Below are 15,627 nucleotides of genomic sequence, written 5' to 3' on the forward strand. Positions count from 1 at the left end.
CCCTCGCCCTCGCCTTCACCCTCACCTTCACCTTCGCCTTCACCTTCGCCTTCGCCCTCGCCCTCACCTTCACCCTCGCCTTCGCCCTCGCCTTCACCTTCGCCTTCGCCTTCACCCGGACCGGTCAAATCGAATACGGCAGTCACATGCTTGTCGCTATCCATGAGAATGAAATACGTCTGTGTCCAGGCGCCATAACGCACGTCCGCCCCATCAGGGCCCGCCCAGCCCACGAATTCACAGCCCGTGGCGGTTTCGAAAGCGAGGTCAACGCGCTGGCCGTCTCCGTACAGGGGTAACTGGGGCGAGCAGGAGACAGAGCCGCTTCCGGTGCCGGCTGTATCGAGGGTAAGCTTCCAGACGCCGGCGGGTTCTCCTTCTCCTTCTCCTTCGCCTTCTCCGGGCACGGGCATAGCGCGGAACTGAATATCGTCAATATTCCAGCCGGGAAAAGTCACGCTGCTGTCCGTGGTCCCCATGACCCAGCGGACATAGATGCCGGGGTTGTCGTCCGCGATGTTTGAGATGTCATACCGGCATTCCTGCCAGGACGTGTCTTCAAGGTCGTCGCCGGTGTGTTGCCACACGTTCTGCCAGACCCCGCTCAGGGAACGGACCTGGACTCTGGCGTGGTCGTATTGGGCATCTTCGACACCGAGCCAGCGCAGGAACCGCAACTGAACGTCCGTATAGCCCTGGAAGTCGAAGGGGCCCGCGGTGAGGTACTGTTCCGCGAGGCTGTTGGCATAATCGCCGGAGAGGTTATACCCGAAGACATTGAGGCCGGTATGTCCGGCGCTGGGATCGCCGTTATGGCTGCCGCCGCCGGCGGGCTTTCCGAAGCTCCACGCGCCCGTGCGGGACCAGCCGGGGTCGGTGGTCAAGTCAAAGTCATACACGAGCGGCGCGTTGACGGTCAGCGTCACTGAGCGCGGAAACTCCTCTGCCGTCTCGACGTGCGTGAAGACGATGTTGCCGGAGTATTGTCCCAGTCGCGCCTGGTCGACCCGAACGCTTGCTAGTACTTCCCGGGTCGCGCCCGCAACCAGTGTGCCTGACGCGGGACTTAACTCGAGCCAGTCCGGAGCGGAGGCCTGCCACGTCACAGGTTCGGTCCCGACGTTCTCCAACGTGTACGGGAAGCCCGCGGGGGTGAACGGTCCGCCGAACTCCCCCGTGAAATCGACGCGATTTCTCGGCTCAACGGTCAGTTCGTCGACAGGGTCGCCGTAGATGACGTAATTGGCGGCGAATCCGACCCAGGCGCAACCGTACTCGATGTAACAGTACCCGTTGTTGCCCCAGTCCGAACCCCAGGAATTGCGCAGGATCCATGCGCCGTTCGTGCCTTTGGTGTCGTCCCAACCGACGAGCACCACGGCGTGATCGATGGAGAACACGTCATACTCGTAGCAGTCTCCGACCACGCCCGTGCCACTGCCCAGCACGTCGCTGACGAGCGACACGCCCACGGGGCCGTAGGTCATGATAGCGGCCTTGATGTCCTCGACGCTTGGCGTGAGCCCGTTCACCCAGCCCCAATCCTGCAGGACATATGCCGGCGTGTGACCGCACGTGCAATAGGAGTCGTCCGCCTCGTAGGGAAGGTCCGCCTCAAGCACGGCCCCGACCGTGCCGCACTTGTTCGGGCGGTCCTTATGCCAATCATGCGCCCAGAGCGCGCCGCTGCAGCCCCAGCCCATGTCGTTGCAGCCGAGCAGGTTCTGTTCGGAGAGGTCGACCGTTACGCCGTCCTGGATCTTGATGGCGCACTCGAAGACGCCGACCGTCGCGAAAGCCCAACAACTTCCGCAACTGCCCTGGTCCTTGACGGGCGTTACGCCGCCGAGCGCGCGCCAATCGTAGACGGGCGGAAATGCGCCCTTGGGATAGACGCGAGGTTCGGTTTTCATCTGCCAGAACGGGTCGCCGGGCGGGGGCAGCCGGAAACCTGTGCCATGTTCGGCAGCGACGGCGGACGCGGTGCAGAGAAGCACATGAAGAAGAAGGCAACTCGTTACACCTCTATACGGCGCCAAGCCTCGCATGACTCGCCTCTTTTCTCAGTTGGAAGCCAACTATCCACCCCGCAGATCATAGCACTTTCAGCAGGGCCTATTCGACCACAGGCACGAGTTCGCCGATGATATACGCAATGCAAAAGCAGGGCTCCTTGCATCGTGGATCTTCCGGTTGTTAGACTTCTGTTTCCGCTGCCCCGTCGGGCGGCGCTTGTCCTTCCTGCAATTGAGACGCACGCATGACCATACAAGAAAGCATTAGCAAGTTGATTGTAAGCACTGACCTGACTCGGGACGAGGCGGGTCAGGCCATGCGCGAACTGATGTCCGGCGATGCGACGGACGCGCAAGTGGCCGGGTTCCTGGTCGCATTGACGATGAAAGGGGAGACGGTGGAGGAGGTCGTCGGCTTTGCGTCTGCCATGCGGGCTTTTGCAACGCCCGTGCCGACGCGGCGCCGGCCGCTGGTAGACACGTGCGGCACCGGCGGCGACCATTCGGGAACATTTAATATCTCGACGGCGGCGGCATTCGTGACGGCGGGGGCCGGCGTTGCGGTGGCGAAGCACGGCAACCGGAGCGCGTCGAGCCGTTGCGGCAGCGCGGATGTCCTGGAGCGTCTTGGCGTGAACCTCGAGGCTGATCCGGTGTGCGTGGGGCAATCGATCGATGAGAACGGAATCGGGTTCTTGTTTGCGCGCACGCTGCACAGCGCGATGGGGCACGTGGCGCACGTGCGCACGGAACTCCGGATTCGCACGGTGTTCAATGTGCTTGGACCGCTGACGAACCCGGCGAATGCCGACGGCCAGGTAATGGGCGTCTACGAAGGAAAGCTGGTCAAACCGCTGGCGGAAGCGCTCCTTAACCTTGGTGCGCGTCACGCCTTTGTGGTGCACGGGTGCGACGGGCTCGACGAGTTCACGTTGACGGGGCCGACGCATGTGGCGGAAGCGCGGGACGGGCATGTGGAAACCTACTTGATCACGCCGGAACAACTGGGCCTTTCGATTGCGCCCAGATCGGCGTTTCTTGGGGGCGAGCCCGCGCTGAACGCGCAGCTGTTGCGGGAAGTGCTCGAGGGCAAGCGCGGCCCGCACCGTGATATCGTACTGCTGAACGCGGCGCCGGCGATTGTCGCGGGCGCGGGCGCGAGCGATCTGCGCGGCGGAATAGAGCGGGCCGCGAAGTCCGTTGATTCGGGGGCGGCTCTGGACAAACTTGAACGACTGATTAAGAGTTCTCATGGTACTCGATGAGATAATTGCGCACAAGCGCGAGGAAGTAATCTCCCGCAAGGCGGCCGTTCCGCAAGAGGAACTGGAGGAACGGATCAAGACGCTGGGTCCGCCCCGGGATTTTCGCGCCGCCTTGCGCCGGGATGGCATCAGCCTGATTGCGGAGATCAAGCGCGCTTCCCCTTCGCGCGGCGATATTCTGCCGGGCGTGGACGCCGTCGAACTGGGGGCACTGTATGAACTGAGCGGCGCGCGCGCGATTTCGGTGCTGACGGATTCCCGGTATTTTCAGGGGAGCCTGAACGACCTGACCGCGGTGCGCCAGCATGTGCGCGTGCCGTGTCTGCGCAAGGATTTTGTTGTCGACGCGTATCAGGTTTACGAAGCGCGGGCCGCGCAGGCGGATGCGGTATTGCTGATTGTGCGAATCCTGACTCCCGAGGAACTGGGCGCGTTTCTGGCGGTGACACGGGAGTTGGGGATGCATGCGCTGGTGGAAGCGCACAACGCCGACGAAATCGCGCGGGCAATCCAGGCACGTGCGCATATTATCGGAATAAACAACCGCGACTTGGACACGCTTGAGGTCGATTTTGAAACCACGCTGCGTTTGAAGCGCCGCGTGCCCGGGGGCCACGTGCTGGTGAGTGAAAGCGGCATCCACGCGCGCGAGCAGGTGAAACAATTGGAGGCGGGCGGCGTCGACGCCATCCTCGTAGGCGAATCACTGATGACGAGCGCCGACATTCAGGCGCAGATAAGGAATCTGCTCGGTCTTGACGAAGGTTAAGATATGCGGCATCACCAACGCCGAAGACGCGCTGGCTGCGTGCGAGGCAGGCGCGGACGCCGTGGGTTTCGTTTTTGCGCCCGAGGCGAAGCCTCGCGGCCGGTACGTGGAGAGGGATACCGCGCGCGAAATCGTCGAGCAGTTGCCGCCGTTTGTGACGACGGTTGCGGTTTGCGTGAACGAGCCGATTGAACGTCTGGCGCAGTTGCTCTCCTTCATCGATTGCATACAGTTTCACGGCGAGGAAGACCCCGCTACCGTCGAGAGCATGGCCTGGCTTGCGATCAAGGCATTTCGCGTGGGGCCTGATTTCAATGTGGAGGAGATGCAGCGCTATCGTTGCCGCGCCTATCTGCTGGACGCGTATTCGGCGGAGGGGCGGGGCGGCACGGGCCAAAAGTGCGATTGGGAGTCCGCGAAAGAAGCCGTGGCTGCGTGCAAGCGGGTCATTCTGGCGGGCGGCCTGACGCCGGAGAACGTGGCGGACGCGGTACGGACCGTGCGGCCCTATGCGGTGGATGTATCGGGCGGCGTCGAGGCGGCGCCGGGAAAGAAGGACCATGAGCGAATTCGGCAGTTCATTCGAAACGCCAAGACAGCCCTGGCCTGACGCGAGCGGACGGTACGGAACGTTCGGCGGCCGGTTCGTGCCGGAGACGCTCATGTATGCCCTGCACGAATTGGAGCGCGCCTACCGCGACTCGCAGGCGGACCCGGCATTTCAGTCGGAGCTTGCGGATTACCAGAAGCATTATGTCGGGCGTCCAACGCCGCTCTATTTTGCGCGCAGGCTTACAGAACATCTCGGTGGGGCCAGGATCTACTTCAAGCGCGAAGACCTCGCGCACACGGGTGCGCACAAGATCAATAACGCCCTGGGCCAGTGCCTGCTGGCGAAGCGCATGGGCAAAACGCGCGTGATTGCCGAGACGGGCGCGGGGCAACACGGCGTGGCGACGGCGACAGCCGCGGCGCTGCTGGGGCTTGATTGCGACGTGTACATGGGCACGGAGGACATGGAGCGGCAGAAGCTGAACGTGTTCCGCATGCGGCTGCTGGGTTCGCGCGTGATTGGCGTGGATTCGGGCAGCAGGACGCTGAAGGACGCGATCAACGAGGCGTTGCGCGACTGGGTGGCGAGCGTGGCCGGCACGCATTACGTGCTGGGCACCGTGCACGGGCCGCACCCGTTTCCCATGATCTGCCGCGATTTTCAGAGCGTCATCGGGCGGGAGGCGCGCGCGCAGATAATGGAGGCGGAAGGCCGCCTGCCGGATGTGCTGCTGGCGTGCGTGGGCGGGGGCAGCAACGCGATTGGGTTGTTCTACGCGTTCCTCGACGAAGGCAGCGTGGCGATGATCGGCGTGGAAGCAGGCGGCACGCAAATCGCGCCCGGCATGCACGCGGCGCGTTTTGCGGGCGGCGCCTTCGGCATGCTGCATGGCGCGCTGAGCTATGTGCTGCAGGACGGGCACGGCCAGATAGGCCAAACCCACAGTGTCTCAGCAGGGCTCGACTACGCGTCCGTCGGGCCGGAACACGCGTATCTGTTTCAGACGGGCCGTGTGAAATACGTATACGCGATGGACCAGGAAGCGCTCGACGCATTCCAGCTCTGCTGCCGCCTGGAAGGGATCATGCCCGCGCTGGAATCGGCCCACGCCGTTGCTCATGTGGTCAAGGTCGCGCCTGCGCTGGCGCGGGACAAGATAATCGTCGTCAATATGTCAGGACGCGGCGACAAGGACGTGCAACAGGCCATGCGCTTCATTCTGCCGGGGGAGGGTGATTCGTGATGAATCGGATTGCGAGGCGTTTCGAGGAATTGAAGGCCCGGCATGAGACAGCGTTCATACCTTACATCACGGCCGGGGACCCGAGCCTGGCTCGGACCGAAGAGATCGTGCTGGCTCTGTCTAAAGCTGGCGCGGACATCATCGAATTCGGCGTGCCCTTTTCGGACCCGGTGGGTGACGGGCCCGTCATCGCGGAAGCCGCACAGCGCGCACTGGCGGGCGGCGCCACGCTGGACCATATTCTGGATCTGGTCACGCGCTTGCGCAAACAGACGGAAGTGCCCATCCTCCTTTTCACGTATTACAACCCGGTGTTGGCCTATGGAGTGCCCCGATTTGCGCGCGACGCCGCAGCCGCCGGCGTCGACGGCGTGTTGTGTGTGGATTTGCCCGCGGAGGAAGCCGGCGAGTACAAGGCCGAACTGGATGCATCGGGTGTGTGCACGGTTTTTCTGATTGCGCCTACCACGACGGAAGAACGGCTCGATGGCATTCTGTCCAAGTGTTCTGGTTTCGTCTACTACGTGAGCCGCCTGGGGGTCACGGGCGAACGGAGCGACCTTGCCGCGGACCTCGGCGCGGCCGTGGCGCGCATCAAGCGGAAAACCGGCCTGCCTGTCGCGGTTGGTTTCGGCATCAGTACGCCCGAGCAGGCGCGCGTGATTGCCGGCATGGCGGACGCCGTCGTCGTCGGTTCCGCGATTGTGCGCCTGATCGCGCAGCTCGGCGACACGCCCGAGACGTCGTCGGAGGTCCGCGATTATGCCCGGAAATTGGCCATGGCAAGCAAAGGTCAGGCGTAATCCCTTATCCCGGGGCTGCCCCCGTGGTAGTCAGGCGCCCTTCATGTCCCGTATCCTGGACAGCAGGATACTGCGCGCCTTCTCCTGCATCTCCAAACGCTTCTCGAACGGCAACCGCATGGGCGTTTCGAAGAGAAAGGCGCGGTCGGTCTGGGTAAGACGGTAATAGTTGCCGAGGCTGAGCCCCTGGCCAAGGCGGGCGAGGCGCAGGGCCCACAGGGGTGTATACAGGACGCCGTCCCGGGTGCGGAAACAGACCATCCACGTGTTCTGTTCGATGGGGTAGCCGCCGTTTCGCAGGTCTTCGATGACGGCGCGGCACGCCGTGGTGTAGGGGTTGGCGATCTGATAGAGATAGAAACCTTCGGCGCTGGAATCCTCGTGGTGCTCGATCAGCATGTCGTACCGCTCGGCAGCGAGCAAATCCCGCAGGATGCGGCCTTCTTGCGTGTTGAAGGTCGCGAAATCGCGGTTGAGGTCGTATCCCCGCTGGTTGCAGCGCCGGTCGCGCGTCCAACCCCAGGGATTCGCCAACGGGACGATGTCAAACGCCATGCCCGGCCACAATTCGGGTTCGCGGGCCAGTTCTTCGACAAAACGGACCAGGCTTTCGACGCCCGCGGGCTCGCTGCCGTGCACGCCGCCGGCAAGGAGCACGCGGAATTCAGGTGCGTTGCCGGCGGGGCGGCGCACGCGCCAGATGGGCGCCTCGAAATCGCCGTACCGCACTTGTCCGAGCGTGTCGAGCATTAGATGAGGCGCCTTGGCCGCCGCAGTCTCCAGGCGTGGCCCGATGTCCTCGAGACCGCGCTCTGTTTTGAGGCGCGCGGGATAGGGGGGGTGCGGGCGGCGCACCCGATGCAACCCGTATGCGCCGCCCGCGCATAACGCCGTCAACAGAAGCGTCAGCCCGGTAAGTACGATGACCCAGCGCTTGCGCATGGCAGGTGCTTTCTTGTGTTTGTTGCCAGAACAGAGTCTACCGGTTCTCTTGTTGAAACGGTAGCGTGGCTCACGGGTTTGGCTCCGGGCGGGTCCCTGGAATTGCAGCATGGGTCCGCAATGTGAAAGAGTTCACGGTGCAAGCACAGGGCGCCCAAATGGAGAAGCGCGATGAACAAGACCTTGAGCAGACGCGGTTTTCTGGAAACAGCCGCAGGCGCAGTCGCGGCGACAACTCTTGCGGGGCGTGCAAGCCCGCAGCCAGGCGAAGACTCGGGAACCGACCGTCCGAATGTGTTGTTTCTCATGACGGACCAGCAGCGCTTCGATACGATCGCCGCACTGGGGAATCCGCACATCTACACGCCGAATTTCGACCGGCTGGTGCACCGCGGCGTTGCGTTCCTGAACGGGTATTCGACCTGTCCCGTGTGCGTGCCCTCGCGCTACACCATCCGGACGGGCCGGTTCGAGCCGACGACGGGTATCTACAGCAACGCGAGGCCGGACCTCGTGCCCGGTCAGGCAGCGGAAATGGAGGAACGCTGCGGGCCGTATCTCGCGCGGACGATGAACGGTTTGGGCTATAGAACATTTGGGATTGGGAAGTCTCACACGCACCCATGGGATGAGAATCTGGGGTATGAGGTTCATCTGCACAGTGAGGAACTTTACGGTTCGCCTGACCAGCGCTCCCGGGACGCCTATGCCTCGTTCATTGCCCGTGAGCACCCCGAGTACGATTTCATCGAAATGCTGATGGGCGAGCGGACCGAGATGTACTACATGCCGCAAATGAGCCCGCTGCCAGCGGCGCTGGGAGTCGAAGCGTGGGCGGCGGACCGGGCCGTCGAGCAAATCAATGCCGCCGATGGGCGTCCGTTTTTTGGCTTCGTGTCCCTTATTGGCCCGCACCCGCCGTTGGCGCCACCCTTGCCGTTCAACCGCATGTACGACCCGGACCGGATGCCCGGCCCGGTGCGCGGGGACATCGAACTGGATCATATGGACGAGCAGATCACGTGGATGAACTACGCGATCTGGGCCGAGGACGTCAACGATCCGCATGCGCGGGTGCTGCGGGCGCGATACTACGGTGAAATCTCCTATATCGACCAGTGCCTTGGACGTATTCTCGACGCGGTGGAAGCGCGGCCCGATGCGGACAATACGCTCATCTGTTTCTTTTCCGATCACGGGGACCACTTGGGTGACCACCACGCATGGCAGAAGGAGAGCTACTTCGAGCAAGCATGCCACATCCCGTTCCTGGTGAGTTGGCCACAGCGCCTGCCGCGCGATGCGCGGCGGACGGAATTGGTCTGTCTCGCGGACTTGTTCGGCATCGCGACAAACGCCGCCGGTCAGCCGGACACGCGCGACGGGTTCGACGTGCTGGGTATGCTCGAAGGGAAGGCATCGCCGCGCGAGTTCCTTATCGGTATGTACGGTACGCCGGGTACACCGTTGTTCAAGGTTATGGTGCGGCGCGGGCCCTGGAAGTACATATACATGGCGAACGGCGGCCGGGAACAACTGTTCAACGTCGAGGAAGACCCGCGTGAACTCCTGCAGCGGCTGGGCGACGCGAAAGAGACGGCCGCGGAAATGCGGAGCATCGCCGAGACTTCCCTGGCCTGCCCCAATGCGGACCGTGCGCTTGAAAACGGCCGCCTGCGCGCGTACCCCTTTGCGGAACGCCCGCGGCAGCGGATCTATCAGTTCGATCCCTCGCGCGGCGTGAGGGGGTTCCCCGAGCACCCGCAAGACGTATTGTCGAAGTCATAAGGCGCTAACATGCACGAATCAGGGAGACGAGCGCGTCGAGCCACGCGGGGTGGGCGTTGAGGCAGGGGACCTGGACGTACGCGTGGCCGCCGTGATCTAGGAAGGTCTTCTTGCCCGCGATGCCGATCTCCTCGAGGGTTTCGAGGCAGTCCGCGACGAATGCCGGGCACATCACGGCGAGGCGCTTGAGGCCGTTTTCCGCGAGCATGGCGATAGTCTCGTCGGTGTAAGGCTGGAGCCAAGGTTCGCGGCCCAGGCGTGACTGGAAACTGATACTGTAGGCGTCTTCGGATAAGGCGAGTCTTTCCGCAATGCCACGTGCGGTTTCGAAGCATTGGCGCCGGTAGCAATGCTTGTTCGCGGTTGTTTCAGCGTCGCAGCAGTCGGGCCGCACGAGACAGCAGGCGCCCGAGGGGTCGCCCTTGCGGATATGACGTTCGGGCAACCCGTGAAAGCTGAAAAGGATGTGCTCGGGTTGAAACTCTTCGAGTGCGGGAGCTGCGACTGTTTCCCACGCGTCGAGGAATTCAGGGGCGGCGTAGAAGGGGGGCAGCACGGTCAGCGCGGGGACGTTGTATTCGGCCGCGGCACGGCGATAGGCCGCTTCGAGAACGGAACCGGTAGTCGCGGAAGCATATTGGGGGAACATGGGCGCCACGACGACCCGGTCCAAGCCGGACTCCATCAGCGTGTCAAACGCTTCAGCGATAGAGGGCTGTCCGTAGGCCATGCCACAGACTACCGTGGTCTCCGGCAATCGTTCCTGAAGGCCCGCCACGACGTCCTTTGTGATGGCGATCAGCGGGGAACCGCGGTCGGTCCAGATGGATTGATAGGCGTGCGCGGAGCGTTTTGGACGGAAGGGCAGGATGAAGCAGTTGAGGATGATGGCTCTTTTCCACGCGGCGATATCGATAACGCGCGGGTCCGAAAGAAACTGGCGCAGATAGGCGCGCACCGCTCCCGTCTCCGGTCTATCCGGCGACCCGACATTCAAGAGGGTCACGCCCAGTCTTTCGTCTGATTTTTTCCGCATTGATCACTGCCTCTGTAATGCCTGCGGCGCGCGTGCCGGGCGGCATGACCAAAGTACACCATTGACCGCGGCAACCTCCAGCGCGGACGCGCACACGGGCACAATGAGGTTGACGGCAGCGGTGCAGCAAGGGGCGATATGTTCATCTGCCTGCGCGGCGCGTTATACTGGATGAGGAAAGCCTACGGACGCCGCTGGTTGACCATGGGCGCGGAGAATCGGCTATATGACGGACGAGTCCGCGGCGAATCAGTCGAAAACACCATCATCGGCCTGGTTGACATTCTGTGAGCGGGCAGGACGCGTATTGCTTGCGGCATGGATATTTGGCAGCGCCGCGTTCTTTTTTGTCCGTTTCACTTCCGTCTTCTCTTATGCCAACCAGGAAATGCTGAATGGGCTTCTGCGGGGAGGGCCACCATGAACCAGCCACGCGAGCGCATGCCATGGCCATGATCCGTCCGTTCGCGCGCCTCACCTTATCCTTGAAAGAGATTTCTTTCTTTGCGGGAATGGCGCCCTCGGTGCTTGCCCGCATGGAGGGTCAAGTCTACCAGCGTGAGTATGGCCTCCGGCAGGTCGTCTTCTTCCCCGACGATCCTTGTGATTTTGTGTATTGGGTGCGCAAGGGCCGCGTGCGTATTACGCGCGTGTCGGATGACGGGCGGGAGCTGTCGTTCCGGCATGCCGCGCCCGGCGACTTGTTCGGCGAAGAGTGCGTCGTGAACCGTCCCCGGCGCGACAACTACGCCGAGGCGCTTCGCCCAACCTTGTTGTGCCTGATGCGCGCCGCCGATTTCCGGCAATGCGTTCGAGAGGAACCCGTCTTGTCGCACCGGTTGGCGCAATACCTTTGCACGCGCGCCATCGAGGCGGAACAGGTGCTCAGCGAAATCGTCTTCTGCCCGGTGCGGCGTCGTGTCGCCGCCGGGCTCTTGCGCTTGTGGCGCCGCGAGGGCGGACAAGCTGGGAGCACGCTTCAGCTCACGCATCAGGAACTGGCCAACCTCATTGGTTCCACCCGGGAGACTACGACGGCGACCTTGCATGCGTTGCGGAAGGAGGGCATCGTCGAACTAGCCAACCGCCGCGTGGTTATTCGGGACGCCGCCGCGCTGGAACATGTCGTGAGGAACGGGTAATGACCACCGAGTGGCGCGATGTCTCGATGCCGCTGCGGGCGGGCATGACGGTGTGGCCGGGCGATCCCCCGTTCGAGATGCTGCCGGACAGCCGGATTGCCGCCGGCGCCACCTGCAATACGTCCTTATTGCGTCTGGCCACGCATACGGGCACGCACGTTGACGCGCCGTGGCACTTCGAGAAAACGGGCAAGAAGCTTCATGAGGTTGACCCCGCAGTCTATTTCGGCAAGGCGCTTCTGATTGATCTGCCGGACGTGCCGCTGATACGCGCCGGCGACCTGCCGTCTGAGCGGTTGCCGAGCCGGGTGTTGTTCCAGACCGGGAACTCGAATATCCCCATAGATGCCCCATTTACTAAGGATTATGCGGCTTTGGACGACGGTGCGGCGGCGCGGCTGGTTGCGGATGGCGTGCGTCTGGTAGGCGTGGACTATCTCTCCGTGGCGCCCTTCAAGCAGCCCGGGCAGCCTACCCACCACCTGTTGCTGCGGAATGATGTGCTGGTTGTGGAGGGCCTGCGTTTGGGCGGGCTGGCCCCGGGTCTGTACGAGTTCGTAGTGCTCCCGTTGCCGGTTTTCGACGGGGACGGGGCGCCTTGCCGGGCTTTTGTCCGAAAATCCCGCAGATAATATCGAATGTCTCCTCAAAGAGCTTATGCACGGATTCACAGGAATGGTCCTGTCCGTGTGGCGTCCCGCCAGAGAAGCGCGGTTGACTTCGTGGCAAGAATGACGACAAGTGCTATAATAAGGGATGGGGAAGCGACGCCCGGCCGCGTGGACGGCGGCACAAGGCTCGCGGAGTGGCAAGGCAGAGGCGCAACCAGAAAAGCGCCGTGCCCCAGGGACGGCGGGAGGGTAGTACGTGATGCATGAAGTCCTGGCCGTGTTGCTCGCGGGCGGCGCAGGTGAACGTCTGTATCCCTTGACCAAGAATCGGGCGAAACCCGCGGTGCCTTTTGGGGGAACCTACCGTATCATCGATTTCACGCTCTCGAATTGCATGAATAGCAATATCCGGCGTATTCACGTGTTGGTGCAGTACAAGTCGAACTCGCTGGTGCGGCATATCCGGTCCGCCTGGGACCTGATGCGGCCCGAATATGGCGAATACGTGGAGATTATCCCGCCGCAGATGCGCGTGAATCACCATTGGTATCTTGGCACGGCGGATGCCGTGTATCAGAATATTTACTCCATTGAACAGGACGACCCAAAGCTGGTGCTGATCTTGTCCGGCGACCATATCTACAAAATGGACTACGGCAAGATGCTTGATTTTCACGAGAACAACCGCGCGGCGTTGACCATCGCGACAACGGAAGTGCCGATCGAGGAGGGCAACCGGTTTGGCATTCTGGAAACGGACCTGGATGGCCGGGTGTTGGGGTTTGAAGAGAAACCCGAAGAACCCAAACCTATGCCGGGACGCCCCGACACGGCCTTGGCGTCCATGGGCATCTACGTGTTCGAAACCGGCCTGCTGAAGGAATCCGTGGCCGCGGACTCGGACCTGGACGACAACCAGACCTCGCATGATTTTGGCAAAGACATCATTCCCAAGCTGGTGAATACCGAACGGGTATTTGCCTACAACTTTCTCGACGAGAACAAGAAACACGCGAAGTACTGGCGCGATGTGGGCACGATTGACGCCTATTGGGAAGCGAACATGGACCTGGTGGCCGTGGACCCGACCTTCAACCTGTACGACAAGGATTGGCCACTGCGTACGCATGCGCCGCAGTTGCCGCCGGCCAAGTTCGTGTTCGCGGATGAAGGGCGGCGGTTCGGCGTCGCCGTAGACTCGATTGTCAGCCCCGGCTGCATCATCAGCGGCGGCATGGTGCGGCGCAGCGTGCTGTCGCCGGAGGTGCGCGTGCACAGTTATTCGCACGTCGAGGAATCCATTCTGCTGCATGGCGTGAACGTGGGCCGTTACGCGCGCATCCGGCGCGCCATTGTGGAGAAGAACACCGATATCCCCCCGAATACGGTGATTGGCTACGATTTTGAACATGACGCCCGGACCTTCCGCATCACGCCGAAGGGCGTTGTGGTAGTTGAGTGCCTGAACGGTCAACCGGCCAAACCGCGCCAGACGTGAGACATGCTTTCGAATCAAGCGGCCCCTCTGTTACCATGTAACGCGTTGTTCGTGCCTTGAACGGGGACTGCCCGATGCTGGTTTCATTGTTGACCGTATTCATGTGCGCGCAAACGCTGGAGTTGCCGCCGGCGCTGGCGCGCCTTGCTCCTCTGGTCGAGCAGGAACAGGTCTTTGTCGACGCATTGCGCGCTGCGGACCGGGAATGCCGCGCGCGCGCCGGTGTCTTGCGCGCGCGGGCGGGCGTGTGCGAGCGCGCGGGAAACGTGGAGAGTGCGGCAACGCTGCGGGATGAGGCGCGGCAGAGCCTGGATACACTCCGGGACGCGTACGAATTTGCCTTGCACCGCTACGGGGGCAACGCGCGCCTGCACGCGTATTATGGCGAATTGCTTTATGACCACTTTGGCGACGCCGCGGGGGCGCAGGCGGAGTGGAACAAGGCGATGTCGCTGGACACCGGGTTTGCTCCCGCGTACAACGATTTCGGAACGCATCTGTGCCAGAGCGGGCAGGTCAAGATCGGGCTGGAATACATGGACAAGGCGCTGAAACTGGCGCCAGAAGACGCCGGGCTGCATTACAACCTGGCCCAGACCTACCTGAATGCGAGCGAGGCGGTGGCGGCGGCGCGAGAATGGAACCAGGAGCGTGTGTACCGCGAGATTATGAAGCTTTCCGAACGTGCCGCGCGTCTCGATCCGTCAGATTTCGAGCTGTTGCAGGACTACGCGGTGAATTTTTTCGCCGCGGAGCAATTCGGCGCGGCGACGGACTGGAAACGGGCGGCGGAAGCGTGGCGCCGCGCGCGCCCTTACGCAAAGGATAAGAACGCGGTGTTCTTTACGTGGCTGAACGAAGCGCGCGCCTGGATTCGGGCGGGGGACGAGGCGCGTGCGGAACGCTGCCTGACCGAGAGCATGCGCCGGCATCCGGGCAACGACGCAGCGCGGACCCTGCTCGAAGGGCTGCGCGAGGGCGAACCGGTATTATGAACGAAGCGCGCGCGGAACGCGCTCAAGGCATTCTGGTCAGGCTGTTGACGAGCCACCGGGCAGGTCTGCTCACCATACTTGTCCTGTGTTTGATTGGTATCTACTTCTTCGCGTTTCGCGGGATGCGCTTTTTCGAGGTTCCCAGCCGGTCGATGGAGCCCGCCCTGTTGCCGGGCGATCACCTGATAACGCTGTGGGAGAAGGCGTACCGGCGCGGCGATATTGTGGTGGTCGAAGAGGATGACGGGTACGTTGTGAAACGGGTTGTGGGGCTGCCGGGAGATGAGGTCATGGTGATGGATGGCGCCTTGTTTATCGATGGCGCCTACGCTTCGGAACCGTACATCGCCGAACCGATGTTATACGTACTTGCGCCTCTTCGCGTTCCGGATGGCTGTGTCTTTCTGCTGGGCGACAACCGGAATGCCAGCGACGACGACCACCTTACCCGGCAAGCGCAGCCGGCGGTGTCGATCGTGGGCCGCGTGCGGTTCCGTTATTATCCCTATGACCGCTGGGGCCGGATACACTCCTTTCCGCTTTCGAACGTGCGCAGCCAGTAGCCGATCGAACGCGCATTTCCGCCGGCGTGTGTTTTATAATCGTGGCCGGGGCGCGTGACTCGCGCCATTCAACGAAGCCGCAGCATGACGCAATCGTATTCATATTACGAACCCGTCCAATTTGCGCGTCCAGCCATCACATGGGCGGTGCATCGCTTGATCTGGGCCACGGTAGCTGTTTTTGCGCTGCAGCTTGTGCTCGATATTCCGCTGAGTCTCCTGATTGACGGTGCGCTTGCGCAGCGTTTCACGGGCTTTTACCCCGCCCATGCTCCGGGCGGGGACATCCTGAACACCTGGCTCGGATATCAGTCAGACCTGTTTGTCGGCGGGCATTTGTGGAAGCCCTTTACCTACATGTTCCTGCACGGGAGCCTTTCGCACCTGTTCTGGAACATGTTACT

General features: G+C 62.4%; 15 protein-coding genes. 12 read left to right on the top strand and 3 right to left on the bottom strand.

Going from position 1 to position 15,627, the window contains the following annotated elements; all coding sequences use genetic code 11:
• On the bottom strand, window positions 1-1,913 hold a 1,913-nt coding region (locus KA184_17110), incomplete at its 3' end, for a hypothetical protein (protein MBP8131302.1).
• Window positions 1,914-2,260: 347 nt separating this feature from the next.
• On the opposite strand from KA184_17110, the gene trpD reads away from it, so the two are divergent.
• Genes trpD through trpA form a run of 5 tightly spaced genes read left to right on the top strand, consistent with a single transcriptional unit; the run spans window position 2,261 to window position 6,648 of the window.
• Complete coding sequence (trpD, locus tag KA184_17115; GenBank protein MBP8131303.1) at window positions 2,261-3,280, top strand: anthranilate phosphoribosyltransferase; 1,020 nt, start codon at window positions 2,261-2,263, stop codon at window positions 3,278-3,280.
• The gene (trpC, locus tag KA184_17120; protein MBP8131304.1) at window positions 3,267-4,049 is read left to right on the top strand and encodes an indole-3-glycerol phosphate synthase TrpC; all 783 of its coding nucleotides are present in this window, start codon (window positions 3,267-3,269) and stop codon (window positions 4,047-4,049) included. Before trpD ends, trpC begins: the two co-directional genes overlap by 14 nt.
• Window positions 4,036-4,659 carry a phosphoribosylanthranilate isomerase gene (locus tag KA184_17125; protein MBP8131305.1) on the top strand — a complete coding sequence of 208 codons (624 nt, stop codon included), beginning with the start codon at window positions 4,036-4,038 and terminating at the stop codon, window positions 4,657-4,659. Before trpC ends, KA184_17125 begins: the two co-directional genes overlap by 14 nt.
• Entirely contained in the window at window positions 4,610-5,845 is a 1,236-nt protein-coding gene (trpB, locus tag KA184_17130; protein MBP8131306.1) for a tryptophan synthase subunit beta, read from the top strand. The genes KA184_17125 and trpB overlap by 50 nt, the downstream gene beginning before the upstream one ends.
• Window positions 5,845-6,648, top strand: a complete 804-nt coding sequence (trpA, locus tag KA184_17135) for a tryptophan synthase subunit alpha (GenBank protein MBP8131307.1) — start codon at window positions 5,845-5,847, stop codon at window positions 6,646-6,648. Before trpB ends, trpA begins: the two co-directional genes overlap by 1 nt.
• Before the next feature lie 30 nt (window positions 6,649-6,678).
• On the opposite strand, the gene KA184_17140 is transcribed toward trpA, so the two are convergent.
• Window positions 6,679-7,590, bottom strand: a complete 912-nt coding sequence (locus tag KA184_17140; protein MBP8131308.1) for a DUF2817 domain-containing protein — start codon at window positions 7,588-7,590, stop codon at window positions 6,679-6,681.
• 171 nt (window positions 7,591-7,761) lie between these two features.
• On the opposite strand from KA184_17140, the gene KA184_17145 reads away from it, so the two are divergent.
• Window positions 7,762-9,378, top strand: coding sequence for a sulfatase-like hydrolase/transferase (locus KA184_17145; GenBank protein ID MBP8131309.1), 1,617 nt, complete (start codon window positions 7,762-7,764; stop codon window positions 9,376-9,378).
• A 4-nt stretch (window positions 9,379-9,382) separates the two neighbouring features.
• Here KA184_17145 and hemH read toward each other — a convergent pair whose 3' ends face one another.
• On the bottom strand, window positions 9,383-10,414 hold the full coding sequence (hemH, locus tag KA184_17150; protein ID MBP8131310.1) for a ferrochelatase: 1,032 nt from the start codon (window positions 10,412-10,414) through the stop codon (window positions 9,383-9,385).
• Window positions 10,415-10,860: 446 nt separating this feature from the next.
• Here hemH and KA184_17155 point away from each other — a divergent pair, with 446 nt between their 5' ends.
• The 6 genes from KA184_17155 to KA184_17180 all read left to right on the top strand — a co-directional run.
• Window positions 10,861-11,556, top strand: coding sequence for a Crp/Fnr family transcriptional regulator (locus KA184_17155; GenBank protein ID MBP8131311.1), 696 nt, complete (start codon window positions 10,861-10,863; stop codon window positions 11,554-11,556).
• Window positions 11,556-12,188: a cyclase family protein gene (locus tag KA184_17160; GenBank protein ID MBP8131312.1), complete on the top strand. Its 633-nt coding sequence runs from the start codon at window positions 11,556-11,558 to the stop codon at window positions 12,186-12,188. The genes KA184_17155 and KA184_17160 overlap by 1 nt, the downstream gene beginning before the upstream one ends.
• 238 nt (window positions 12,189-12,426) lie before the next feature.
• On the top strand, window positions 12,427-13,665 hold the full coding sequence (gene glgC, locus KA184_17165; protein MBP8131313.1) for a glucose-1-phosphate adenylyltransferase: 1,239 nt from the start codon (window positions 12,427-12,429) through the stop codon (window positions 13,663-13,665).
• A 74-nt stretch (window positions 13,666-13,739) separates the two neighbouring features.
• Window positions 13,740-14,660, top strand: coding sequence for a hypothetical protein (locus KA184_17170; GenBank protein ID MBP8131314.1), 921 nt, complete (start codon window positions 13,740-13,742; stop codon window positions 14,658-14,660).
• On the top strand, window positions 14,657-15,223 hold the full coding sequence (lepB, locus tag KA184_17175) for a signal peptidase I (protein MBP8131315.1): 567 nt from the start codon (window positions 14,657-14,659) through the stop codon (window positions 15,221-15,223). The genes KA184_17170 and lepB overlap by 4 nt, the downstream gene beginning before the upstream one ends.
• Window positions 15,224-15,307: 84 nt before the next feature.
• A partial coding sequence (locus KA184_17180; protein MBP8131316.1) for a hypothetical protein occupies window positions 15,308-15,627 on the top strand: 320 nt, incomplete at its 3' end.

The organism is Candidatus Hydrogenedentota bacterium (assembly GCA_018005585.1).
Classification (GTDB): Bacteria; Hydrogenedentota; Hydrogenedentia; order Hydrogenedentales; family JAGMZX01; genus JAGMZX01.